The sequence below is a fragment of the Silicimonas algicola genome (assembly GCF_003970735.1).
Lineage (GTDB): Bacteria > Pseudomonadota > Alphaproteobacteria > Rhodobacterales > Rhodobacteraceae > Silicimonas > Silicimonas algicola.
On record NZ_CP034588.1, the window covers coordinates 1,852,759 to 1,873,054 of the forward strand.

The 20,296-nt window shown below is 71.0% G+C and carries 21 protein-coding genes and 1 riboswitch; of the genes, 17 read left to right on the top strand and 4 right to left on the bottom strand.

Annotated elements, in window-relative coordinates; genetic code table 11:
* Nucleotide 1: 1 nt before the first annotated feature.
* The gene (gene cobU, locus EF888_RS09205; RefSeq protein WP_109758717.1) at nt 2–508 is read right to left on the bottom strand and encodes a bifunctional adenosylcobinamide kinase/adenosylcobinamide-phosphate guanylyltransferase; all 507 of its coding nucleotides are present in this window, start codon (nt 506–508) and stop codon (nt 2–4) included.
* A 6-nt stretch (nt 509–514) separates the two neighbouring features.
* Here cobU and EF888_RS09210 point away from each other — a divergent pair, with 6 nt between their 5' ends.
* The 4 genes from EF888_RS09210 to cobD are packed head-to-tail and all read left to right on the top strand — an operon-like array spanning nt 515 to nt 3,838.
* On the top strand, nt 515–1,141 hold the full coding sequence (locus EF888_RS09210; RefSeq protein ID WP_241239858.1) for a histidine phosphatase family protein: 627 nt from the start codon (nt 515–517) through the stop codon (nt 1,139–1,141).
* Nucleotides 1,138–1,941: a propanediol utilization protein gene (locus tag EF888_RS09215; RefSeq protein WP_109758719.1), complete on the top strand. Its 804-nt coding sequence runs from the start codon at nt 1,138–1,140 to the stop codon at nt 1,939–1,941. Before EF888_RS09210 ends, EF888_RS09215 begins: the two co-directional genes overlap by 4 nt.
* A gap of 14 nt (nt 1,942–1,955) precedes the next feature.
* On the top strand, nt 1,956–2,879 hold the full coding sequence (gene cbiB / locus EF888_RS09220) for an adenosylcobinamide-phosphate synthase CbiB (protein ID WP_109758720.1): 924 nt from the start codon (nt 1,956–1,958) through the stop codon (nt 2,877–2,879).
* The gene (gene cobD, locus EF888_RS09225; RefSeq protein ID WP_109758721.1) at nt 2,879–3,838 is read left to right on the top strand and encodes a threonine-phosphate decarboxylase CobD; all 960 of its coding nucleotides are present in this window, start codon (nt 2,879–2,881) and stop codon (nt 3,836–3,838) included. The genes cbiB and cobD overlap by 1 nt, the downstream gene beginning before the upstream one ends.
* Before the next feature lies 1 nt (nt 3,839).
* On the opposite strand, the gene EF888_RS09230 is transcribed toward cobD, so the two are convergent.
* Nucleotides 3,840–5,285: a cobyric acid synthase gene (locus EF888_RS09230; RefSeq protein ID WP_109758722.1), complete on the bottom strand. Its 1,446-nt coding sequence runs from the start codon at nt 5,283–5,285 to the stop codon at nt 3,840–3,842.
* Nucleotides 5,286–5,364: 79 nt separating this feature from the next.
* Nucleotides 5,365–5,967, bottom strand: coding sequence for a cob(I)yrinic acid a,c-diamide adenosyltransferase (cobO, locus tag EF888_RS09235; RefSeq protein WP_109758723.1), 603 nt, complete (start codon nt 5,965–5,967; stop codon nt 5,365–5,367).
* Between the two features lie 43 nt (nt 5,968–6,010).
* Nucleotides 6,011–6,220, top strand: a riboswitch (cobalamin riboswitch).
* 82 nt (nt 6,221–6,302) lie between these two features.
* Between cobO and EF888_RS09240 the strand changes: the two genes are divergently transcribed.
* The 7 genes from EF888_RS09240 (at nt 6,303) to cobJ (ending at nt 14,341) form a co-directional block, all read left to right on the top strand.
* The gene (locus tag EF888_RS09240; RefSeq protein ID WP_109758724.1) at nt 6,303–6,680 is read left to right on the top strand and encodes a DUF1636 family protein; all 378 of its coding nucleotides are present in this window, start codon (nt 6,303–6,305) and stop codon (nt 6,678–6,680) included.
* Nucleotides 6,677–7,729, top strand: a complete 1,053-nt coding sequence (cobW, locus tag EF888_RS09245) for a cobalamin biosynthesis protein CobW (protein WP_109758725.1) — start codon at nt 6,677–6,679, stop codon at nt 7,727–7,729. Before EF888_RS09240 ends, cobW begins: the two co-directional genes overlap by 4 nt.
* Before the next feature lie 70 nt (nt 7,730–7,799).
* Complete coding sequence (cobN, locus tag EF888_RS09250) at nt 7,800–11,096, top strand: cobaltochelatase subunit CobN (protein WP_109758726.1); 3,297 nt, start codon at nt 7,800–7,802, stop codon at nt 11,094–11,096.
* On the top strand, nt 11,093–12,238 hold the full coding sequence (locus tag EF888_RS09255; RefSeq protein WP_241239859.1) for a cobalamin biosynthesis protein CobG: 1,146 nt from the start codon (nt 11,093–11,095) through the stop codon (nt 12,236–12,238). The genes cobN and EF888_RS09255 overlap by 4 nt, the downstream gene beginning before the upstream one ends.
* Nucleotides 12,235–12,864, top strand: a complete 630-nt coding sequence (locus EF888_RS09260; RefSeq protein WP_109758728.1) for a precorrin-8X methylmutase — start codon at nt 12,235–12,237, stop codon at nt 12,862–12,864. The genes EF888_RS09255 and EF888_RS09260 overlap by 4 nt, the downstream gene beginning before the upstream one ends.
* The gene (gene cobI, locus EF888_RS09265; RefSeq protein ID WP_109758729.1) at nt 12,861–13,589 is read left to right on the top strand and encodes a precorrin-2 C(20)-methyltransferase; all 729 of its coding nucleotides are present in this window, start codon (nt 12,861–12,863) and stop codon (nt 13,587–13,589) included. The genes EF888_RS09260 and cobI overlap by 4 nt, the downstream gene beginning before the upstream one ends.
* Complete coding sequence (cobJ, locus tag EF888_RS09270; RefSeq protein WP_109758730.1) at nt 13,586–14,341, top strand: precorrin-3B C(17)-methyltransferase; 756 nt, start codon at nt 13,586–13,588, stop codon at nt 14,339–14,341. The genes cobI and cobJ overlap by 4 nt, the downstream gene beginning before the upstream one ends.
* Here the strand turns inward: cobJ and EF888_RS09275 are convergent.
* Entirely contained in the window at nt 14,314–15,066 is a 753-nt protein-coding gene (locus tag EF888_RS09275; protein ID WP_109758731.1) for a cobalt-precorrin-6A reductase, read from the bottom strand. The genes cobJ and EF888_RS09275 overlap by 28 nt on opposite strands.
* Here EF888_RS09275 and cbiE point away from each other — a divergent pair.
* From cbiE to cobF, 6 genes are read left to right on the top strand one after another with little or no spacing between them, the layout of a single operon-like run.
* Nucleotides 15,065–16,258: a precorrin-6y C5,15-methyltransferase (decarboxylating) subunit CbiE gene (gene cbiE, locus EF888_RS09280; RefSeq protein ID WP_109758732.1), complete on the top strand. Its 1,194-nt coding sequence runs from the start codon at nt 15,065–15,067 to the stop codon at nt 16,256–16,258. The genes EF888_RS09275 and cbiE overlap by 2 nt on opposite strands.
* Nucleotides 16,255–16,701, top strand: a complete 447-nt coding sequence (locus tag EF888_RS09285) for a cobalamin biosynthesis protein (RefSeq protein ID WP_338143058.1) — start codon at nt 16,255–16,257, stop codon at nt 16,699–16,701. The genes cbiE and EF888_RS09285 overlap by 4 nt, the downstream gene beginning before the upstream one ends.
* Entirely contained in the window at nt 16,698–17,486 is a 789-nt protein-coding gene (gene cobM / locus EF888_RS09290; protein WP_109758733.1) for a precorrin-4 C(11)-methyltransferase, read from the top strand. Before EF888_RS09285 ends, cobM begins: the two co-directional genes overlap by 4 nt.
* Nucleotides 17,483–18,790, top strand: a complete 1,308-nt coding sequence (locus EF888_RS09295; RefSeq protein WP_109758734.1) for a cobyrinic acid a,c-diamide synthase CobB — start codon at nt 17,483–17,485, stop codon at nt 18,788–18,790. The genes cobM and EF888_RS09295 overlap by 4 nt, the downstream gene beginning before the upstream one ends.
* On the top strand, nt 18,787–19,518 hold the full coding sequence (gene cobA, locus EF888_RS09300; RefSeq protein WP_109758735.1) for a uroporphyrinogen-III C-methyltransferase: 732 nt from the start codon (nt 18,787–18,789) through the stop codon (nt 19,516–19,518). Before EF888_RS09295 ends, cobA begins: the two co-directional genes overlap by 4 nt.
* Nucleotides 19,511–20,236 (top strand): precorrin-6A synthase (deacetylating), encoded by a 726-nt coding sequence (gene cobF / locus EF888_RS09305; protein ID WP_109758736.1) that lies wholly within the window; start codon nt 19,511–19,513, stop codon nt 20,234–20,236. Before cobA ends, cobF begins: the two co-directional genes overlap by 8 nt.
* Nucleotides 20,237–20,296 lie beyond the last annotated feature (60 nt).

The window sequence follows — 20,296 nt, forward strand, 5'->3', positions numbered from 1 at the left end:
TTTACTTCACCTTCAGGGGGCAGCCGGACACGGCCAGATACACGTCGTCCGACGCCCGGGCAATCATCTGGTTCAGCTCGCCCGCCGCATCCCGGAACGCCCGGCCGAGGGCGTTGTCCGGCACGATCCCCGAGCCGACCTCGTTCGTCACGAGGATCACCGGCGCCCTCTGCGCGGCCAGCGCGCGAGCCAGCGCCTCGCCCTCCGCCACGGGATCCTGGCCCGCCTCCATCAGGTTTGACAGCCACAGCGTCAGGCAGTCGACCAGGCGCGCCCCGTCGCCGTCCGTGGCCTGCAAGACGCCCACGAGATCGAGCGGTTCCTCCACGGTCCGCCACTCGTCCCCCCGCCGCGCGCGGTGCCGCAGGATGCGCTCCGACATCTCGCCGTCGCGCGCTTCGGCCGTGGCGATATAGACCGGACGTCCTGGCAGCTTGAGCGCCAGACCCTCGGCGATGGCGCTTTTTCCCGACCGCGCGCCGCCGGTGACGAGTATCGACTTTCCCATGCCGCCATGACATTGCAGATTGCTCGGACGATGGAAAGGCGGGGGGTGCTGCGCATGTTTTCGGCCGGAGATCTCATCCTGATCCGGCACGCCGAGGCCGGGACCGGGGACCGTCTCGCCGGGCGGAGTGAGACCGATCTGACCGAGGCCGCGCGCGCCAGCCTGGCGGCGCTTTCGGGCCGGGTGCCCGAGGTCGCCGCCCTGCGCATCAGTCCCGCCCGCCGCTGCCGCGACACGGCGGAACTTCTCTGGCCCGGACGCGTGGTCCAGGCCGACGAGCGGCTGCGCGAACAGGACTTCGGCGACTGGGACGGCCGTTCCTGGGCCGACATCCCCGATCTCGGTCCCCTCGACCGCGACGCGCTCGCCGACCACGCGCCGCCCTCGGGCGAAAGCTTCCGCGCGATGTCGGACCGCGCCGCCCCCGCTCTCCGCGACGCCGCCCGCGAGGCTGCGAACGCCCCCGTCGCGGTCGTCGCCCACGCGGGAACGGTGCGTGCGGCCCTCGGGATCGCGCTCGGCGACGCGGCGCAGGGTCTCGCCTTCGAGGTTGATCCCCTGTCCGTCACGCGGTTCCGCGCGCTGGCCGACGGCGGTCTCGCGATCCGCTCCGTCAACGGGAGGTTCGCATGACCCGCATCACCGGCCACTTCGGCGAATGGCTGCAGGGCCGTCTGGGGCCGGACGGTCCCGTGGCGCTCGTCACGCTCGCCTGCGATGTGCTTGGCGTGACGGCGGAGGCCGCAACGTCCGACCGCTTCTCGATCGACGACGGCGGACTTCTGGGCGAGTCGCGGGCGCGCGCCTTCCTGCACGAACTGGGCGGGCTGCCGCTGTTGCGGGTGACGCTCACCGCCGACATGCCCGCGGGCGGAGGGGCCGGGGCCTCGACCGCCGGCCTCCTTGCACTCGCCGCTGTTGCGGGACGCACACCGGGGGAAGAGGCGCTGGCCACCGCCTGCCGGCGGGCGGAAGGCGCGGTGGACCCGCTGATGATCGATGCGCCCGACACCTTCCTTTGGGCCTCGCGCGAGGCGCGCGCGCTGCGCCGGTTCGAGCCGCTGCCGGCCTTCGACGTGATCGGAGGCTTCTGGGGCGCGCCGATTCGCACCGATGCGGACGACACGCTTTTCCCCGACATCGCCGACCTCGTACCGATGTGGGAGCGCGCCGCCCGCGATGCCGACCGTGGCGCACTGGCCGGGATCGCCTCCGAAGCCGCCCGCCACACGACGGCGCTGAGGGGACCGGAGGGCGACCCGACCGAGGAGCTTGCGCGCGAGATCGGCGCGCTCGGCTTCGTGCGCGCGCATACCGGCTCGGCGAGAGGCCTCGTCTTCGCGCCGGGGCGGGCGGATGCCTCGGCGGCCGACCGTCTGTCCGAGGCCGGCTACGAGGGCATTGTCGGATTTCGCACCGGCGGTCGTCCGTGACAGCGGCCGGGGCGATGCTGGTGGCGCTTGCGATCGACGCGGGCGTCGGCTGGCCGGATCGCCTCTACCGCGCCATCGGCCACCCGGTCGGCTGGTTCGGACGGCTGGTGTCCCTGGCCGAGGCAGCCCTCAACCGTTCGCATCACACGCCATCTTTCCGACGCGCGGCCGGGGCCGCCTCCGCGATCGCGCTAATTCTTCTCGCGGCGCTTCTCGCCTGGCTCGTTCAGTCCCTCCTCCCGAATGGCGCGGCGGGCGTCCTCCTCGCCGGTCTCCTCGCATGGCCCCTTGTCGCGGCACGGTCGCTTCACGACCACGTCGAGCGCGTGGCGACGCCTCTCGTCACCGGCGACACCGCCGCCGCCCGCGCCGCCGTCGCCATGATCGTGGGCCGCAACCCCGAAGCGCTGGACGAAGCGGGCGTCGCGCGCGCGGCGCTCGAGAGCCTTGCCGAGAATGCCTCGGATGGTGTCGTAGCACCGCTGTTCTGGGGCGCTCTTCTGGGACTGCCGGGCATCGCCGCCTACAAGGCCGCCAACACCCTCGATTCGATGATCGGGCACCGGAACGAGCGCTACCGTGACTTCGGCTGGGGTGCGGCGCGGATCGACGACGTCCTGAACCTGATCCCGGCGCGGCTGACGGGGGCGCTGATCGCGGTCGCCTCCCGCGCGCGCGGCCCCGCCTTCCGCACCATGCGCCGCGACGCGGGCCTCCACCGCTCGCCGAACGCGGGCTGGCCCGAGGCGTCGATGGCGGGCGCGCTCGGCGTGCGGCTGTCGGGCCCGCGCATGTATGACGGTGTCCCTTCGAACGACCCCTGGCTCAACCCCGTCGCAGGCGATCCCCGGCCCGAGGACCTGTTCCTCGGCCTGCGCATCTTCCGGCGGACGGTGCTCTTTACGGCTGCGCTTCTCCTTCTCGCGGCGCTTTTCTGATGCGCGATCACGGCGGCAACCTCGATGCGGCAATGGCGAGGTGGGGCGGCGGGCCGGACGACTGGGTCGACCTGTCGACCGGCATCAACCCGACGCCGTACCCTCTGCCCGACATCCCTGCGCGCGCCTGGGGCGCCTTGCCGACGCGGGCCGACTTCGACGCCCTTTCGGACGCGGCGCAGGCGGCCTATGGCGCGGCGGGAGCGGTCCTGCCGGTCGCGGGGGCACAGGCGGCGATCCAGCTTCTGCCCCGCGTCCTGCCACGGGGCCGGGCGAGGGTGCTGGGGCCGACCTACAACGAGCACGCGGCCAGCTTTGCGGGCGCAGGGTGGGAGACGGAGACCGTCGCGTCGGTCGAGGCGCTGGAAGGTGCCGACGTCGCCGTCGTCGTGAACCCGAACAACCCCGACGGACGAAGGTTGTCTCGTGAGGCTCTGTCGGCGCTCGCAAGCAAGGTCGGTCTCCTCGTCGTCGACGAGAGCTTCGCCGATCCTGAACCGGAGCTTTCGATGGCGGACGAGGGAACGCCCAACATCCTGATCCTGCGCTCCTTCGGCAAGTTTTACGGCCTCGCGGGTCTGAGGCTGGGCTTCGTCCTTGGCTCCCCGGACCGCATCGCCGCTCTGGCCGAAGCGTCTGGCCCCTGGCCGGTCTCCGGTCCCGCCATCGCCATCGGTCAGGCGGCGCTCGCGGATTCAACTTGGCGGGACGAGACGGTCGTCAGGCTGGCGCGGGACGCCGACCGTCTCGACAGCCTCGCGACCGGCATGGGCTGGACGGTCGAAGGCGGTACCACGCTTTTCCGCCTCTACCGCACGACCGACGCCCGCGCGGCGCAGGAGCGTCTGGCACAGGCGCGCGTCTGGAGCCGCATCTTCCCCTATTCCACGAGCTGGATCCGTCTCGGCCTGCCGGATGGCGCGGATTGGACGCAGATCGAGGCGGCCTTACGCGCCTGACCTACTCCGCCGCCGCGAAAAGCGCATCGAGGTCGAGGTGCGCCTCCATGTGCGCCGCGAGCGCATCGAGCGTCCGCTCCACCGTCTCGCCATAGGCGAAGTCCGACGACCGTGCCCCCTCGGCCGCCAGCCACGCCTGCCGGAAGGCATCGTCGCGGAACATGCCGTGCAGGTAGCTTCCCGCGATCCGCCCGTCCGCCGAGACGGCGCCCTCGGGCCGCCCGTCCACATGCGCGAAGGGCCGCGCCCGGTCCGGACCCTCGGTCGCACCGATGTGGATCTCGTAGCCCCGGAACGCCACGCCTGTCCCTGCATGAACGGCGTCCGTCTCGGTCAGCCGCTTGTCGGGCGTCATCACCGTCTCGACGTCGAGAAGCCCGAGGCCCTCCGTCTCGCCCGCCGGTCCCTCGATGCCCTGCGGGTCGCGCACCACGCGGCCCATCATCTGGAAGCCGCCGCAAATGCCAAGGATACGCCCGCCGCGCCGGACATGCGCCGCAAGGTCCACGTCCCAGCCCTGCGCCCGCAGATAGGCCAGATCGCCCCGCGTCGACTTCGAGCCCGGCAGGATCACGAGATCCGCGTCTCCCGGGAGAGCCGCGCCCGCGCGAAGCATCGTCAGGCGCACGCCGGGCTCGGCCGCGAGAGGGTCGAGGTCATCGAAGTTGGCGATCCGGCTGAAAGCTAGGCAGACGATGTGGAACTTGCCCGACCCTCCGGACCGCAGATCCAGCGCATCCTCCGCCGGCAAGCGCGCCGCCTCCGCAAACCACGGCAGCACGCCGAACCCGCGCCAGCCGGTGTGTGCCTCGATCAGCCGGTAGCCGTCGTCGAAAAGCGACGGATCGCCGCGAAACTTGTTGATGAGAAAGCCTCTCACCCGCGCGGCGTCCTCGGCGTCCAGCACGGCCTGCGTGCCGACGATCTGCGCGATGACGCCGCCCCGGTCGATGTCGCCTGCCAGCACCACCGGCACCCCCGCCGCGACGGCGAAGCCCATGTTGGCGATGTCGCCCGCACGCAGGTTCACCTCCGCCGGAGAGCCGGCACCTTCGACCAGCACCAGACCATGCGCCGACCGAAGCCGCCCGAAGCTCTCCAGCACGGGCGCCATCAGCGCGGGCTTCATCCCGGCATAGTCCCGCGCCTTCACCGTCGCCACGCGGCGTCCCTGCACGACGACCTGCGCGCCCACCTCGGTCTCGGGCTTCAACAGCACCGGGTTCATGTCGGTGTGGGGCGCGAGGCCACAAGCCAGCGCCTGAAGCGCCTGCGCCCGCCCGATCTCGCCCCCGTCCGAGGTGACGGCGGCGTTGTTCGACATGTTCTGCGGCTTGAAGGGCGCCACCGACAGTCCGCGAAGCCGCGCGGCCCGGCACAGTCCCGCCACCAGCACCGACTTGCCCACGTTCGAGCCGGTACCCTGGATCATCAGCGCCCGGCTCATCCCCGGCGAAGGACCGAGGGGCGCGTCGCCCCCTCGGGCTCCCCCGAGAGTATTTCGGCCAAGAAGAAGGATCGTGGCATCAGAACTCGATCCCCGCCTGCGCCTTGATCCCGTCCCGGAACGGGTGCTTCACCTGCTCCATCTCGGTCACGAGGTCGGCGGCCTCGATCAACTCGGGCCTGGCGTTCCGCCCGGTCAGCACGACATGGGTCATCGGCGGCTTCTCGGTCAGCAGGAAATCCACCACCTCGTCGATCTCCAGGTAATCGTAGCGCAGCGCGATGTTGATCTCGTCGAGAAGGACGAAGCGCATGGCGGGGTCGCGGATCATCTCCTTCGCGCGCTCCCAGCCGGCCGTCGCCGCCGCGATGTCGCGGTCGCGGTCCTGCGTCTCCCAGGTGAAGCCCTCGCCGGAGGTCACCCAGGTGACGCCGCTCATGCCCTCGAAGAAGTCGCGCTCGCCCGTGCCCCAGGCGCCCTTGATGAACTGCACGACGCCCGCCGGCATCTTGTGCGCCACGGCGCGCGTCAGCATCCCGAAGGCCGAGGACGACTTGCCCTTGCCCTTGCCGGTCAGCACGACGATCAGGCCCTTTTCGCCGGTCTTGCTCTCCATCATCCGGTCGCGGGCGGCCTTGATCTTCTTCATCTTCTCGGCGTGGCGGGCGGCGTCGTCGGTCATCGGATCTGGCCTTCGGCTTCTTGACAAGGGACACGTTCCGGCAGAGGGTCGCCGCCGTGCTGGTGCCTGTCTAGTGCAGGTGAAAAGGGAATGCGACAGGGGGCGACGTCCCCTCAAGCGCAGCCGCCCCCGCGACCGTGACCGGAGAGGCGATCCGATTGGCCACTGGACCAGATGTCCGGGAAGGCCGGATCGCCGCGAGGAAGACCTCACATCCGCAAGCCGGGAGACCTGCCAGCGCGAGAAACGTAACCGGACGGGGGGTTCCGGTGGCGGGTCCGGCATGCTTGCCCGCTCGTTGTCTTCCCTCCGGCCAGACCGAACGGGACGACCGCGTGACCGACCTTCCAACCGTCGAGCTTCTGGTCTGCACGACCTGCCGCAACGGCGTCCTCCCCGACCCCGAGGCGCCGCGCCCCGGCGCGCTCCTCCACGCCGCTCTCGACGAAGCCGACCTGCCGGAGGGCGTGACGCTTCGCGCCGTCGAATGCCTGTCGAACTGCGACCAGGGCTGCTCGGTCGTGCTGAGGGGCGGCCCCCGCCGCTGGACCTATGTCTACGGACGCCTCGACCCCGAGAAGGTCGCAATCGTCCTCGAAGGCGTCGCGCGCTACCGCGCCACCCCCGACGGCCTCGTGCCATGGCGCGAGAGGCCGGAACACTTCCGCAAGAACTGCATCGCCCGCATCCCGCCCCTGGAGGCTTCCGAATGACCGACCTCGCCAAGATCCCCGTCACTGTCGTCACCGGCTTTCTCGGCGCAGGGAAAACCACGCTGATCCGCCATCTGATCGCCACCACGCAGGGCCGCCGGCTGGCGGTCATCGTCAACGAGTTCGGCGACGTGGGCGTCGACGGCGAGATCCTGAAGTCCTGCGCCATCCCCGACTGCCCCGCCGAGAACATCATCGAACTTGCGAACGGTTGCATCTGCTGCACGGTGGCCGACGACTTCATCCCGACGATCGAGGCGCTCCTCGCCCTCGATCCGCGCCCCGATCACATCCTGATCGAAACCTCGGGTCTCGCCTTGCCGAAACCCTTGCTGCGCGCCTTCGACTGGCCCGCGATCCGCAGCCGCGTCACGGTGGACGGCGTCATCGCGCTGGCCGATGCCGAGGCCGTCGCGGCGGGCCGCTTTGCGCCCGACGTGGCGCGGGTGGACGCACAGCGCGCAGCGGACGAGAGCATCGACCACGAAACGCCCCTTTCGGAGGTCTTCGAGGATCAGATCGCCTGCGCCGACGTGGTGCTGCTGACGAAACCCGACCTCGCCGGTCCCGAGGGCGTCGCGCGGGCGAAGGAGATCATCGCCGCAGAGGCGCCGCGCCCGCTGCCGGTGATCGAGGTCGCCGAGGGCGCCATCGACGCCCGGGTGATCCTGGGCCTTGGCGCGGCCGTCGAGGACGACCTCGACGCGCGCCCCTCGCACCATGATGGTGCCGACGACCACGACCACGACGACTTCGACACCGTCGTCATCGAGATCCCCGAGGCCGAAAGCGCCGAGGCTCTGGCCGACCGCGTCCGCCGCCTCGCCGAACGGCAGAACATCCTGCGCGTCAAGGGCTATGCCGCCGTGAAGGGCAAGCCCATGCGCCTGCTCCTGCAGGGCGTCGGCACCCGCATCCGCCATCAGTTCGACAGGCCCTGGGCTCCCGGCGAGGCGCGAGTGGGCCGTCTCGTCGTCATCGCCGAACACGACGACATCGACGCGCAAGCCATCCGCTCGGCACTCCTGCCCGAGGCCGTGACGACGTGAAACCCCGCTTCATCTTGCTCCAAATACGCACTCCGGTGCCCCCGCGCTGCGCGACGCAGGGCTGACGCAGATGCACGTCGTCTTCCGGGAAAGCCACGGCCTCGAGGAAAGCGACACGCCGAGGGACCTCGGCCAGAGCCCGGGCGACCTCGTGGTCCTGTCCTTCTCGGACAGCGACCTCTCGGCCTTCCGCGCGGGCTGGCACCGGGCGCGCGACGCGGGACGGCCGCTGCCGTCGCTGCGTCTGGCGAACCTCTCTGCTCTGACGCACCCGGTTTCGGTCGACACCTATGCAGACGCCACGCTCGCAGGCGCGAAGGCGGTCCTCGTGCGGCTGATCGGCGGGCAAAGCTACTGGTCCTACGGCCTCGCCCGCCTGCGCGAGATGGCGGACCGGCAGGGCCTCGTCCTCGCCGTCCTGCCGGGCGACGGACGGCCCGATCCGGCGCTCGAGGCGCTCTCCACAGTACCCCGCGCCACGCTGGCGCGGCTGAATGCGCTGGCAGGCGAGGGCGGCGCCATCGCGGCCGAGGCGGCGCTGGCGCAACTGGCGCTGGCGGCGGGGTTCTATGCCGGTCCGGTTGTGGGCGAGAAGCGCCTGCCGCCCTTCGGCTGCTGGACGGCAGGCCGAGGCGCGCAGGGTGGCACAGCCTGCAACACCTGCGCGGCGGGTTGCCCCGGTCAGCCCGACACGCGCCCGCTGGCGCTTGTTGTCTTCTACCGCGCCTACCTCGCCGCCGCCGACACCGCTCCCGTCGAGGCGCTTATGGCGGCGCTCGAGGCGCGGGATTTCCGGGCCCTCGGCCTCTTCGCTCCGTCCCTGAAGGAGCCCGACGCGGCGCGCTGGCTCGCCGCCCGCATCGCCACGCTGAAACCCTCGGCCATCGTGAACGCAACCGCCTTCTCGGGCAAAGGGGTCGAGGGTGCCTCGCCCCTCGACGCCGGGGGCGTCCCGGTGTTCCAGGTCGCGCTCTCGACCGCGACGCGGCAAGCCTGGGAGGAGGCAGCCAGAGGCCTCTCGCCCGCCGATCTCGCGATGCATGTCGTCCTGCCCGAGGTCGACGGTCGCCTCTTCGCGGGCGTGGCCTCGTTCAAGGCACCGGGAGATTGGGACGCCGACTGCCAGATCGCCGTCGCCGGCCATGCCGCGCACGCGGGCAGGGTGGAGGCCGCAGCCGACCGCGTCGCAGCCTGGGTGAGGCTCTCCGCGACGCCCTGCGCTGAGCGGCGCGTGGCCTTGGTCCTGTCGACCTACCCCGGCAAGGACTGGCAGATGGCGCACGCCGTGGGCCTCGACGCGCTGGCCTCGGCGGGGGCGATCCTGCGTGACCTCTCCGGCGCGGGTTATGGCGTGACGGTCCGGGACACGGCCTTCGCCGCCACTCTGACAGGCGACGCACACGCGGCGCCCGAGAGCATCCGCTGGCCGCTCGAGGTCTATCGCGCGGCCCTGGAGACGCTGCCCGAGGTCCTGCGCGCCGACCTTCACGCAGCCTGGGGCGACCCCGAGGACGACCCCGACGCGACGGACGGCGCCTTCACCTTTGCCGCCGAACGGCACGGCAACGCGCTCATCGCCCTCCAGCCCGAACGCGGCACACCCGGGACCCGCGCCGACGACTACCACGACCTTTCGCGCACCCCGCGCCATGCCTACGTCGCCTTCTATCTCTGGCTTCGGACGCAGGCCGACGCCCTTCTTCACATCGGCGCGCACGGCACGCTCGAATGGCTGCCGGGCAAGGCCGTGGCGCTGTCCGAGACCTGCTGGCCCGAGGCGCTGACCGGGGCGATGCCCGTGATCTATCCCTTCATCGTCAACGACCCCGGCGAGGCGGCGCAGGCCAAGCGGCGGATCGGGGCGGTGACGCTCGGCCACGTCCCGCCGCCGCTCGCCGTCTCGAAAACACCGGACCGGCTCGCAACGCTCGAGGCGCTGCTCGACGAGTTCTCCAACGCCGACGGCCTCGACCCCCGCCGCCGCGATCGGCTGCAATCCGACATCCGGGCCGAGGCACGCGCGCTTGGTGTCGAGGACGACCTCGGGCTCGACCGCGCCGCGTCCGCCGCCGAGGCGATCACTCGCATCGACCGTTTCGTCTGCGACGTGAAGGAAAGCCAGTTCGGCGATGGCTTGCACATCTGGGGCGACGACGTCGCCGGGGCCGAACGCCCCGCACTTCTGGCCGCGCTCGACGGCCGTCGCATCGAGGCCGGCCCCTCCGGTTCACCCTATCGCGGTCGCACCGACGTGCTGCCCACGGGCCGCAACCTCTACACCACCGACCCCCGCGCCGTCCCGACGCGAGCCGCCCAGGCTCAAGGCGTCAGGCTGGCCGAGGAACTGGTCCGCCGCCACCTCCAGGACCAGGGCGACTGGCCGCGCGCGCTGGTCGTCGATCTCTGGGGGTCGGCCACCATGCGCACGGCGGGCGAGGAATTCGCCATGGCGCTGCACCTCATCGGCGTGAAGCCGGTGTGGGACAAGGGCTCCGAAAGAGTCTCGGGCATCGAGATCCTGCCGCTTGCCGAACTCGACCGGCCGCGCCTTGACGTGACGCTGCGGGTGTCCGGTCTCTTCAGGGACGTCTTCCCCTCGCTCACGGCGCTCTTCGCCCAGGCCGTCCGCGCCCTGTCGGCGCGTGACGAGGCCGAGGACTTCAACCCCTACGTCGGGCAGGGCGAGGCACGCGTCTATGGCCCGCGCCCCGGTCACTACGGCCTCGGCATGGATCACGCCGAACTCGACCTGACGCACGGGGGCCGTGCGCGCGCAGGCGACGCCTGGCTTGACCACAGCGCCTTCGCGCTCGACGGCCCGGACACGGCGCGCGACCGGGACGGCATCGCGGCGCGCGTCGCCGCCGCCGATGCCTTCGTTCACCTTCAGGATCTGCCCGAGACCGACATCCTTCTCGCCGCCGACTATGCCGCTCACGAGGCGGGCTTCGCCGCCGCCAGGGCGCGGGCTGGTGGGGGGAGAGTGGCGCTCTATCATGTCGACAACACCGACCCCGCGCGCCCCCGCGCCCGCACGCTGCCCGAGGAGGTGGCGCGCGTCGTTCATGCCCGCGCGGCGAACCCCGACTGGATCGCCGGAATGCGCCGCCACGGCTTCCGGGGCGCGGCCGAGATCGCGGCGACGCTCGACCACATGGCCGCTTTCGCGAACCTCGCCGACGCTGTCGGCCCGCATCTTTTCGACAGCTTCTGGGATGCGACGCTTGGGGACGACGCCGTGACGGCCTTTCTCGAGCAGGCGAACCCCGCCGCCCTCGCCGCCATGCGCGACCGCTTCGCCGCCCTTGCCGCGGCTGGGCTCTGGGTCACGCGGCGCAACTCGATCCGGGCGGAGATGGTGCCGTGAGCGCGCCCCTCGTCCGAGGCTGGTGCCCCGGCGCGCACCGTCCCATGATGTCTGGCGACGGGCTGGTGGTCCGCGTGAAGCCGCGCCTGGGGCAGCTGACGGCGGATCAGGCTCTTACGCTCGCACAGCTTTCAAAGTCGCACGGCAACGGCATGATCGACGTGACGAGCCGCGCCAATCTTCAGGTCCGGGGTGTGAGCGAGGCCTCGCACCCTCGGCTTCTCGCTGCGCTCATCGACGCCGGTCTGGTCGACGCCGATCCCGAGATGGACGCCCGCCGCGCCATCGTCGCCGCGCCCGGATGGTCCGGGGGCGACCAGACCGACCGTCTTGGCACGGCCCTTGAAGCGCGGCTTGGCGACCTGCCCGCGATGCCCGCCAAGATCGGCCATGTCATCGACACCGGACCGGCGCGCATCCTCGACGGCGTATCGGGGGATTTCAGGCTCGAAAGCGGGGAAAGCGGGCTGATCCTGCGCGCCGATGGCGCCTTGCGCGGGCGTCCCGTGACCGAGGACGAGGCGGTCGACGCCCTGATTGAGATGGCATGGTGGTTTGTGGAAACGGGCGGACGGGAAAGCGGGCGTATGAAGCGGCATATCGCATCGGTCGAACTTCCCTCGGGTTGGACTTGCGCCGACCCGGGCCCCGTTGCGCCGCGCCTGGACGTCGGCCCGCATGGTGGATCGCTGTCCGTCGGCGTGGCCTTCGGCCAACTGAGGGCGGACGATCTTTCGGCGCTGTGCGCCTCGGGCTGTAGCACGCTCGACGTGACGCCGTGGCGGATGATCGTGTTGAATGACGCCACGCAGGCATATGATAAACTTATAGAAAGTCATTCTCACGTCCTCATAACCACACCCGGCAACCCCGTCCTTGCGAGCCACGCCTGTCCCGGCGCCCCTCTCTGTCCGCAGGGCACGGTCGAGACCCGCGACATGGCCCGCCGACTTGCGTTTCAGGTGCCCCCCGGCCTCCACGTCTCGGGCTGCGCGAAGGGATGCGCACATCCCGATCCGGCGCCGTTGACCGTTGTCGGTTGCGACGGGCTCTACGATGTGGTCAGGGACGGGCGCGCGTCCGATGTGCCGGAAGCGCGGGGGCTGACGCGGGCCCAGGTTCTGGAGCGGTTCGGGGCATGACATACACCTACGAAATGGACGGCGCCGCGATCTATGCGGAGTCGTTCCGCACGATCCGCGCCGAGGCCGACCTGGCACGGTTCACTGCGGACGAGGAGCCTCTGGCGGTCCGCATGATCCATGCCGCGGGCATGGTTGGTCTTGCGGAATTCATACGGTTCTCCAAGGGTTTCGCAACCGAAGCTCGCTCGTCCTTGAACGCGGGCGCGCCGATCCTCTGCGATGCGCGGATGGTCAGCGAGGGCGTCACGCGCCATCGCCTGCCAGCGCAGAACGAGGTCATTTGTACCCTGCACGACCCGCGTGTGCCGGAGATGGCGCGGGAGATGGGGAACACGCGATCCGCCGCCGCGCTTGAACTCTGGCGTCCGCATCTGGAGGGCGCACTCGTCGCAATCGGCAACGCCCCGACCGCTCTCTTTCATCTCCTCAACATGCTCCAGGACCCCGACTGCCCCCGGCCCGCCGCGATCATCGGCTGCCCGGTCGGCTTCGTCGGTGCGGCGGAGTCGAAGGCTGCGCTCTGGGCCGACCAACCCGTGCCGTGCTGCATCGTCGAGGGCCGTCTGGGAGGAAGCGCCATCACCGTCGCGGCCATCAACGCCATCGCGAGCCGCGCCGAATGACCGGCACGGTTTACGGCGTCGGTCTCGGCCCGGGCGATCCGGAGCTGATGAGCGTCCGCGCGTATCGGCTTCTGACCAACGCCCGTCACGTCGCCTACTTCCGCAAGGCCGGTCGTGCAGGACAGGCGCGGACACTTGCGGGCGACCTCGTGCCGGGCGGTGCGGTCGAGTTCGCGATGGAATACCCGGTCACGACCGAAATCCCGCTTTCCGACCCCGCCTACAACGAGACGCTCTCGCTTTTCTACGCCCAGGTGACGGACCACCTCGCGGCCCTTGCCCTGGCGGGCGAGGATATCGTGGTGCTGTGCGAGGGCGATCCTTTCTTCTACGGCTCCTTCATGCACCTCCACGCGCGTCTCCGCGACCGCGTCCCGGTCGAGGTGGTGCCCGCGATCACCGGCATGTCCGCCGCATGGACGGCGACCGGTCAGCCCATCACCTGGGGAGACGACGTTCTGACGGTTGTCATGGGGACCCTGGCCGAGGCGGACCTCGCGCGCCATATGGAGGCTGCGGACGCCTTGGTCGTGATGAAGATCGGGCGAAATTTCCCAAAGATCGTCAGGGCGTTGCAGGCCGCAGCTAAGGCCGACAGGGCCTGGCTCATCGAATATGCCGCGATGCCCGGTCAGACCGTGCGGCGCCTGTCTGACGTACCCGCCGACCACGTCGCGCCCTATTTCTCGATCGTCGTCGTCCACGGACAAGGACGGCGTCCGTGACCGGCTGGCTCGTCATCGCCGGGCTGGGACCAGGCGGCGAGGGCCTCGTGACGCCCGAGGTCTCGGGCGCTCTTGCGCAGGCGACCGACGTCGTCGGTTACGTCCCCTACGTCGCGCGCGTCCCGGACCGCGGCGGACTGACGAAGCACGCCAGCGACAACCGCGTCGAGATCGACCGCTCGCGCCACGCTCTCGACCTGGCCGCCTCTGGTCGCAGAGTCGTGGTTGTGTCCTCGGGCGATCCGGGCGTGTTCGCCATGGCCTCGGCCGTATTCGAGGCGTTGGAGGAAGGGCCAGATGCCTGGAAACACATCGACATCAGGGTGTTGCCCGGCGTTTCTGCCATGTTCGCGGCTGCCGCGCGAGCCGGTGCGCCGCTTGGTCACGACTTCTGTGCGATCAACCTGTCGGACAACCTCAAGCCCTGGGCGCTGATCGAAAAGCGCCTGCGTCTCGCCGTCGAGGCCGACTTTGCCTGCGCCTTCTACAACCCGCGCTCCAACTCCCGTCCCGAGGGTTTTGCCCGCGTTCTGGAGCTTCTGCGCGATGTCTGCGAGCCCGAGCGCCTGATGATCTTCGCCCGCGCCGTCTCGACGCTGGACGAGGACCTGCGAACGGTCACGCTCGCCGAGGCGCGACCCGAGATGGCAGACATGCGCACGCTGGTCATCCTCGGCTCGTCCCTGACCCGGCGCATCGCGCGTCCAAACCGGACCGAGATCGTCTACACCCCGCGTTCGGTGCCGGAATGAGCGAGCCAGTCGATCACATCGTCCACCGTCGCGACCTCGTGCCGGGGCGGCATGGGTGGCCGGTCGATCATCACGACCGGCAGCCCAAGCGCGCGCGCCGCGTCGAGCTTCGCGCGTGCGCCGTCGCCCCCCGCATTCTTCGAGACGACGACCTCGACGCCGTGCTCCTCGAGCAGCCGACGGTCGCTGTCGACGTCGAACGGACCGCGCGCGACGACGGCGGTGTAGTCGTCCAGCGGGAAGCGTTCCATGGGCGGTTCGACGACGCGGAGGAGATAGCGATGTGGGCTCCCGGCGAAGGCGGCGAGATCTTGGCGTCCGATGGCAAGAAAGACGGTTTTCCGATCTGTTCCAAGATATTCGCGTGCGGCGTTCATGTCGACGGCGTGCCGCCAGTCATCCCCGTCCACCGGCGTCCAGGGCGGACGGACCAGCGCGACCAAGGGAACGCCAGCGATCCGCGCCGCTTCGACGGCATTGGCGCTAATTCGGGCTGCGAAGGGATGGGTGGCGTCGACCAGATGGGTCACGGCCCTCTCGCGCAGGTAGGCCGCCAGCCCCTCCACCCCGCCGAAGCCGCCCGAGCGGGTCGGGATCGGCTGTTCCATCGGGCGCGCGACGCGTCCGGCATAGGACAGGGTGGCGTCGACCTCCATGCGCGCGACGCGCAGGGCGAGGCTGCTCGCCTCGGTCGTGCCTCCCAGGATCAACAGGTTCGGGCGCATGGCTGACCCCTGGCTCACCATCGTCGGTCTGGGCGAGGATGGCCCGGATGGCCTCTCAGCCGCAAGCCTGCGGGCGATCGAAGAGGCTGAGGCGATCGTGGGAGCCCCTCGTCACCTGTCCCTTCTCCCGGCGTCACGGGCCGAGCGCATCGAATGGCCGGTGCCTTTCGCAGACGGCTTGCCGGTCCTGCTGCGGCTACGCGGACGCCGCGTGGTCGCATTGGCGTCGGGCGATCCCTTCTGGCACGGCGCGGGGTCCGTGATCGCGCGCGCGCTGTCACCGGCCGAGTGGACCGCATTGCCGGCGCCGTCGTGCTTTTCGCTGGCCGCGTCGCGGCTGGGATGGGCGCTGGACGAAACGACCTGCCTTGCGCTGCATGCTTCGCCATTCGCGCGCCTGGTTCCGCATTTGCACGAGGGCGCACGCCTTCTCGTCACCCTGCGCGACGGCGCTGCGGTCGACGGACTGGCGAGGTGGCTGGCGGAAGCTGGGGTCGGCGAAAGCCGTGTCCATGTCCTCGAGGCTCTTGGCGGCCCGAGGGAGAGGGTGCGGAGGTTCATCGCGTCCAGCGGGGCGCCGGCGGATGTCGTCCACCCGGTCCTCGTGGCGGTCGAGGTCTCGGGCGCAGCCGGCCTGGCCCTCGCTCCCGGCCGCCCTGACACGACTTTCGCGAACGACGGCCAGATCACCAAAGCCCCGGTCCGCGCCCTGACGCTCGCTGCCCTGGCGCCGAGGCCGGGCGAAACTCTGTGGGACATCGGTGCGGGGTCGGGGTCCGTGGCGCTGGAATGGCTGCTGTGCCATCCGTCTATGACGGCGGCAGCGGTCGAAGCGCGCCCCGACCGTGCCGCGCGCATCGAGGAGAACGCCCGCGCCCTCGGCCAGGACCGTCTGCACGTCGCCCTGGGCCGGGCGCCCGAAGCGCTGGAGGGTCTTCCCGAGCCGCAGGCCGTCTTCGTGGGCGGGGGGCTCGACGAAAGGCTCCTCGACCATCTCGAGGCGCGGTTGTCACCCGGCACCCGCCTCGTCGCCAACGCCGTGACGCTCGAGACCGAGGCGCTGGTGACACAGGCGCAGGCGAGGCTCGGCGGGCAACTTCTGAGGATCGACCTGTCCGAACCGCAGCCGCTCGGCCGCTTCCGGGGCTGGAAGGCCGCCTATCCCGTCGTCCAGTGGAGCGTGACGCTGTGAGCCTCTTCTGTCCCCAAATACTCCGGGGGGGGGCCGAGCGCGAGCGAGGCGGGGGCAGCGCCGCTTCGGACGCCATCAGGGTCGCGGGCTTCGGGTTCCGGTCGCAGGCCACGGTCGAAAGTCTTCTCGCCGCGCTCGACGCGGCAGGCGGGGCGGGGGGCGTCGTCCGTCTCGCCACCGCCTCGCGGAAGGCGAGCGAAAGCGCCTTTACCGGCCTCGCCTCGCGTCTCGGCCTTCCGGCCGAAGCGGTGTCGCCGGAGCGTCTGACCTCCACCGCGACCGCGACCGAGGGCCGAAGCCGCGAGACCGACGACACGGGCAGCCTCGCCGAAGCGGCAGCACTTGCCTCTGCGGGGCCGGGGGCGAGGCTCGTCGCCCCTCGCGCGGTGTCGCCCGACCGTCTTGCCACCTGCGCCATCGCCATCACGGGAGAGACCCCATGACCGTTCATTTCATCGGTGCCGGCCCCGGAGCGCCCGACCTCCTGACGCTCAGGGCGCGCGACCTGATCGCGGCGTCGCCGGTCTGCCTCTACGCCGGGTCGCTGGTGCCGCGGGCGATACTCGCGCATTGTCCGGAGGGCGCGCGGATCGTGAACACGGCGCCCCTCGACCTCGACGCCATCATCGCGGAGTGCGAGGCGGCCCATGCCGAAGGGCTGGACGTCGCACGGCTCCATTCGGGCGACCTGTCGGTCTGGTCGGCCATGGGCGAGCAGGTGGCGCGGCTGAAGGCGCTGAACATCCCCGTCAGCGTGACACCGGGCGTTCCGGCCTTCGCGGCGGCGGCGGCGGCACTTGGGGCCGAGCTGACGCTTCCCGGCGTCGCGCAGTCGGTGGTGCTGACGCGGACGTCGGGGCGGGCCTCGGCGATGCCCGAGGGCGAGACGCTGGAGGCCTTCGGCGCGACTGGGGCCACGCTGGCCATTCACCTCTCGATCCACCGGCTCGACGGCGTCGTGGCACGGCTTGCGCCGCACTACGGCGCGGACTGCCCGGTCGCGGTCGTCTTCCGCGCAAGCTGGCCCGACGAGCGGATCATCCGGGGGCGCCTGTCGGACATCGCCGGCCTCGTGCCCGAGGAGGTGACGCGCACCGCGCTCATTCTCGTGGGCCCCGCGCTCGGCGGCGAGACGGAGGTGCGCTCGGCGCTCTATTCCGCCGACTATGACCGGCGCTACCGGCCGCAGAGTGCCGACAGCCCCTTCACCTCGGTCGGGGACGAATGACGCGCGGCCTTCTCATCTCGGCGCCCTCCTCGGGCACCGGCAAGACCACGGTGGCGCTCGGCCTTCTGCGGGCCTTTCGCGACGAAGGGCTGACGGTGCAGCCCTTCAAGTCGGGCCCGGACTACATCGACCCCGCCTTCCACGAGGCGGCGGCGGGGCGGCGGTCGTTCAACCTCGACACCTGGGCGATGGCGCCGGAACTGCTGGGGGCGGTTGCGGCGGAAGCGGAGGGCGCGGATCTGGTGATCGCGGAAGGCTCCATGGGCCTTTACGACGGCGTCGCGGGGAAGGGCGCGACGGGCTTCGGCTCCTCGGCCGAGACGGCGCGGCTGATGGGCTGGCCGGTGGTCCTTGTCCTTGACGTGGGCGGGCAGGCGCAGTCGGCGGCGGCGACGGCCATGGGATTTCGCGCCTACGACCCCGAGTTGCCCTTCGCGGGCGTGATCCTGAACCGGGTCGCCAGCCCCCGGCACGAACGGCTGGCGCGGCTGGGGATGGACCGTGCGGGCGTCGAGGTTCTCGGCGTCCTGCCGAGGCGCGGCGACCTCGCGCTGCCCGAGCGACACCTGGGCCTGATCCAGGCGGTCGAGCATCCCGACCTCGATGCCGCCATCGCCTCCTATGCCGTCTTCCTGCGCGATCACGTCGACATGGCGCGACTGCACGCCGCCGCCGCAGGCGGGCCGCCGCCTGCACCGGGTCACCTGCCCAAGCCGCCCGCGCAACGGATTGCCCTGGCGCGGGACGCGGCCTTCTCGTTCGCCTACCCGCATGTCCTCGAAGGCTGGCGGCGGGCGGGAGCCGAGATCCTGCCGTTCTCGCCGCTGGCAGATGAGCCGCCCGCGCCGGACGCCGACCTCGTATGGCTGCCGGGGGGATACCCGGAGCTGCACGCGGGGCGCATCGCTTCGGCGCAGCGCTTTCTTGCGGGCCTGCGGACGCATGCCGCGACGAAGGCGGTCCACGGCGAGTGCGGCGGCTACATGGCCTTGGGCGCGGGGCTGATCGACAAGGAGGGCGCGCGTCACGAGATGGCGGGGCTTCTGGGCCTCGTGACCAGCTACGAGACGCGGAAGTTCCACCTGGGCTACCGCCGCGCGGTGCTTGGCTCGGCCATGCCCGGCTTTGCGCCCGGCGCGGCGCTGAGGGGGCACGAGTTTCACTATTCGACCATCCTCGATCAGCCCGACGCGCCGCTCGCTACCGTCACCGACGCCGACGGCACTCCCGTTCCCGAGACCGGATCGCGCCGGGGCAACGTCACCGGCACCTTCTTCCACCTGATCGCGGAGGATGCGGCATGACGGGATTCGTCAGCTTCGTGGGCTCGGGTCCCGGTGATCCCGAACTTCTGACGCTGAAGGCTGTGGACCGGCTGTCGCGCGCGGACGCGGTCCTTTACGACGACCTGTCCGCTGGCGACATCCTCGGCCACGCCAATCCCTCGGCCGACCTCGTGAGCGTCGGCAAACGCGCTGGCCGCGCCTCTCCCAGGCAGGACCACGTCAGTCGGCTTCTCGTCGACTATGCGCAGGCGGGCGGGCGTGTCGTGCGGCTCAAGTCGGGGGACGGCGGCGTCTTCGGGCGGCTCGAGGAAGAGATCGAGGCGCTGCGTGCGGCAGGCATCCCCTTCGAGATCGTCCCCGGCGTGCCCTCGGCCTGTGCGGCGGCGGCGGCGGCTGGCATCCCGCTCACGCGCCGCCTGACCGCCCGGCGGCTTCAGTTCGTCACCGGGCACGACCTGACGGGACGTCTGCCCGAAGCGCTGAACCTCGCCGCGCTCGCGGATGCGGAAGCGACGACTGTGGTCTACATGGGGCGGCGCACCTTCGCGGACCTCGCCGACCTTCTGATCGCCAGCGGCCTGCCGGGAGAGACGCCCGCGCTGATGGCGGTTGGCGTGTCGACGCCGGAGGAGAGCCTGACGCGCACGACGGTCGCTGGCCTGGCTGCACGGCTGCGCAACGAGGATCCGGACAGGGCGCCGACGCTGATCCTCTACGGCGCGCTGACGGGCACGCCCGATGCGTGAGTTGGTCCTCGTCGGCATCGGCACGGGCAACCCCGACCACCTGACCCGCGCGGGGGAGGCGGCAATCCGGGCGGCGGAGGTCATCCTCGTGCCGCGGAAAGAGGGAAAGGGCGACCTCGCGGATCTGAGGCTGGCGATCTGCCGGGACCTCGGCGTCGAGGCGAAGGTGCGTCTCTTCGACCTGCCGGTGCGCGATGCCTCGGGCGACTACCGCGCGGGCGTCGACGCCTGGCACGACGCCATCGCCGCGGCCTGGGTCGCGGCCTTGCCGCCCGAGGCGGGGACGGTCGCTCTGCTGGTGTGGGGCGACCCGTCGCTCTACGATTCCACACTGAGGATCGCCGACCGGCTTTCCCCCGCGCCGAGGATCCGCGTCATCCCCGGCATCACGGCGCTTCAGGCGCTGACGGCGGCGCACGCCATTCCGCTCAACCGCATCAACGCGACCGTGCTCATCACCACGGGCCGGCAAGTCCGCGACCACGGATGGCCTGAAGGCGCCGATCGTGTCGCGGTCCTCCTCGACGGCGAGACGAGTTTCCTGTCGCTCGATCCGGACGGCCTCACCATCTGGTGGGGCGCCTTCCTCGGGATGGAGAACGAGATCCTGGTCCACGGGCCGTTGTCCCAAGTCGCCGAGACTATCGTCCGCGTCCGCGCCGAGGCGCGCGCCGCGCACGGCTGGATCATGGACACCTACCTTCTCGAACGCGGCTGACCTTCATCTTGCCTGAAATACGCAAGCCCTCCCATCCGTCCCACGCAAGGTCGCGGACGA

Coding starts and splice junctions, on each gene's coding strand:
- EF888_RS09210 (WP_241239858.1), top strand. CDS start 515: ATGACATTGCAGATTGCTCGGACGATGGAAAGGCGGGGGGTGCTGCGC.
- EF888_RS09260 (WP_109758728.1), top strand. CDS start 12,235: ATGACATACACCTACGAAATGGACGGCGCCGCGATCTATGCGGAGTCG.
- cobO (WP_109758723.1), bottom strand. CDS start 5,967: ATGACCGACGACGCCGCCCGCCACGCCGAGAAGATGAAGAAGATCAAG.
- cobU (WP_109758717.1), bottom strand. CDS start 508: ATGGGAAAGTCGATACTCGTCACCGGCGGCGCGCGGTCGGGAAAAAGC.
- EF888_RS09215 (WP_109758719.1), top strand. CDS start 1,138: ATGACCCGCATCACCGGCCACTTCGGCGAATGGCTGCAGGGCCGTCTG.
- cbiB (WP_109758720.1), top strand. CDS start 1,956: ATGCTGGTGGCGCTTGCGATCGACGCGGGCGTCGGCTGGCCGGATCGC.
- cobW (WP_109758725.1), top strand. CDS start 6,677: ATGACCGACCTCGCCAAGATCCCCGTCACTGTCGTCACCGGCTTTCTC.
- cobN (WP_109758726.1), top strand. CDS start 7,800: ATGCACGTCGTCTTCCGGGAAAGCCACGGCCTCGAGGAAAGCGACACG.
- EF888_RS09295 (WP_109758734.1), top strand. CDS start 17,483: ATGACGCGCGGCCTTCTCATCTCGGCGCCCTCCTCGGGCACCGGCAAG.
- EF888_RS09230 (WP_109758722.1), bottom strand. CDS start 5,285: ATGAGCCGGGCGCTGATGATCCAGGGTACCGGCTCGAACGTGGGCAAG.
- cobA (WP_109758735.1), top strand. CDS start 18,787: ATGACGGGATTCGTCAGCTTCGTGGGCTCGGGTCCCGGTGATCCCGAA.
- cobI (WP_109758729.1), top strand. CDS start 12,861: ATGACCGGCACGGTTTACGGCGTCGGTCTCGGCCCGGGCGATCCGGAG.
- cobF (WP_109758736.1), top strand. CDS start 19,511: ATGCGTGAGTTGGTCCTCGTCGGCATCGGCACGGGCAACCCCGACCAC.
- EF888_RS09275 (WP_109758731.1), bottom strand. CDS start 15,066: ATGCGCCCGAACCTGTTGATCCTGGGAGGCACGACCGAGGCGAGCAGC.
- cobM (WP_109758733.1), top strand. CDS start 16,698: ATGACCGTTCATTTCATCGGTGCCGGCCCCGGAGCGCCCGACCTCCTG.
- cbiE (WP_109758732.1), top strand. CDS start 15,065: ATGGCTGACCCCTGGCTCACCATCGTCGGTCTGGGCGAGGATGGCCCG.
- cobD (WP_109758721.1), top strand. CDS start 2,879: ATGCGCGATCACGGCGGCAACCTCGATGCGGCAATGGCGAGGTGGGGC.